General features: G+C 69.3%; 2 protein-coding genes. Both read left to right on the forward strand.

What is annotated here, in order from left to right; all coding sequences use genetic code 11:
- Window positions 1-58: 58 nt before the first annotated feature.
- On the forward strand, window positions 59-574 hold the full coding sequence (locus tag GJE22_RS10135) for a helix-turn-helix domain-containing protein (RefSeq protein ID WP_019128453.1): 516 nt from the start codon (window positions 59-61) through the stop codon (window positions 572-574).
- Window positions 523-1,434 carry an IS3 family transposase gene (locus GJE22_RS09890; protein ID WP_144688911.1) on the forward strand — a complete coding sequence of 304 codons (912 nt, stop codon included), beginning with the start codon at window positions 523-525 and terminating at the stop codon, window positions 1,432-1,434. Before GJE22_RS10135 ends, GJE22_RS09890 begins: the two co-directional genes overlap by 52 nt.
- Window positions 1,435-1,476: the final 42 nt, after the last annotated feature.

The raw sequence follows: 1,476 nt of genomic DNA on the forward strand, positions 1-1,476 counted from the left end.
TGAACCGCACCCCGTTTCTTGGACAAGGAAACCTTGATCCGGGAGACGGGAGGCATGCATGGCGATCGACCTGCGGCTGAGATACGACCGCGCCACCAAGGAGCGGGCGGCGGCGATGTTCGCCGAGGGGCTCCGCCCCGCCGCCGTCGCGGCCGCGACGGGCGCTCCGGCGGATACCGTGAGAGAATGGGAGCTGACGTACCGGGCCTGCGGGAGGGACGTGCTGCTCAACATGGGGAAGAAGTGCCCGACATACGATTACGAGACGCGCCTCGCGGTCGCGAGGGAGGTGGTCGACGGGGGCTCGACGCAGGCCGAGGCGATGGCCAGGCACGGCGTGGCGAGCCTCCCCACGGTCAAGCGGTGGTGCCGCCTGTACCGCGAGGGCGGCGCGGAGGCGCTCCGTCCCAGGTCCGGGGGCAGGCCGCGCGGAACGGGCGCGAGGGCGGCCCCGAGGACCCGCGAGCAGGAGCTCGAGGCCCGCGTCCGGAAGCTCGAGGCGCAGGTCGAGTACCTAAAAAAATCGATAGCCCTGAAGGCGGAGAGGCGCTCCCGAACCGGGAGAAGGCCCTAGCGGTCGCCGAGCTTTCAGGGCAGGGCCACGCGCTCGCCGACCTGCTCGAGGCGGCGGGCCTCGCCAGGTCCAGCTACTACTACGCCCTCGCGCACCCGAAGGCCCCGACCAGGCCCGAGCTCCGGCCGCGCGTCGCCGAGATCTTCGGGAGGCTGCCGAACGGGGTCGGCCACCGCCAGGTCGCGATGGAGCTCCGGGCCGTGGACGGCGTGCGGGTAGCGGACAAGACGGTGCTCAAGGTGATGAACGAGATGGGCCTGAGGTGCCGCATCCGGAAGGAGGCCGACCGCCACGGGTACAGCTCGTACAGGGGCGCCGTCGGCGAGACCTTCGAGAACGTGATCGGCCGCGACTTCTCCGCCGACGGGCCCTGGCAGAAGCTGGGCACCGACGTCACCGAGTTCAAGCTCTCCTTCGGCAGGGCCTACCTCGCGCCGGCGTACGACTTCGGGAGCAAGGAGATCGTGGCGTGGTCGATCTCCGAGCACCCGGACCTCGCCCAGCAGGAGGAGATGCTGGAGGCGCTCATGGCGGCAAAGCCGGAGGGCGCGAGCCCCGTCATGCACTCGGACATGGGGTGGCAGTACCAGCACGACCTCTACGTCTCGGCCCTGCGCGGCAACGGCTTCACCCAGAGCATGTCGCGCAAGGGCAACTGCATCGACAACGGGGCGACCGAGCAGGTGTTCGGGCACCTCAAGGACGAGTTCTTCAGGGGGCGGGACTGGGACGCGTTCGAGTCCTTCAAGGCGGACCTCGAGGCCTACATACACCATTGGAACCACGTGAGGCGCCAGAAGAAGCTGGGCGGGCTGACCCCGGTGGAGTTCCGGGAGCGGGCCCTCCGGGAGGCGGCTTAGGGGTTATCATTTAGCGCGTCCAAGTTTTGGGGCGCAGTTCAG

This window comes from Enorma shizhengliae, assembly GCF_009676995.1.
In the GTDB taxonomy this organism is placed as follows: domain Bacteria; phylum Actinomycetota; class Coriobacteriia; order Coriobacteriales; family Coriobacteriaceae; genus Enorma; species Enorma massiliensis.

Excerpts from the sequence above, each read along its gene's own strand:
- GJE22_RS10135 (WP_019128453.1), top strand. The coding sequence starts at position 59 with ATGGCGATCGACCTGCGGCTGAGATACGACCGCGCCACCAAGGAGCGG.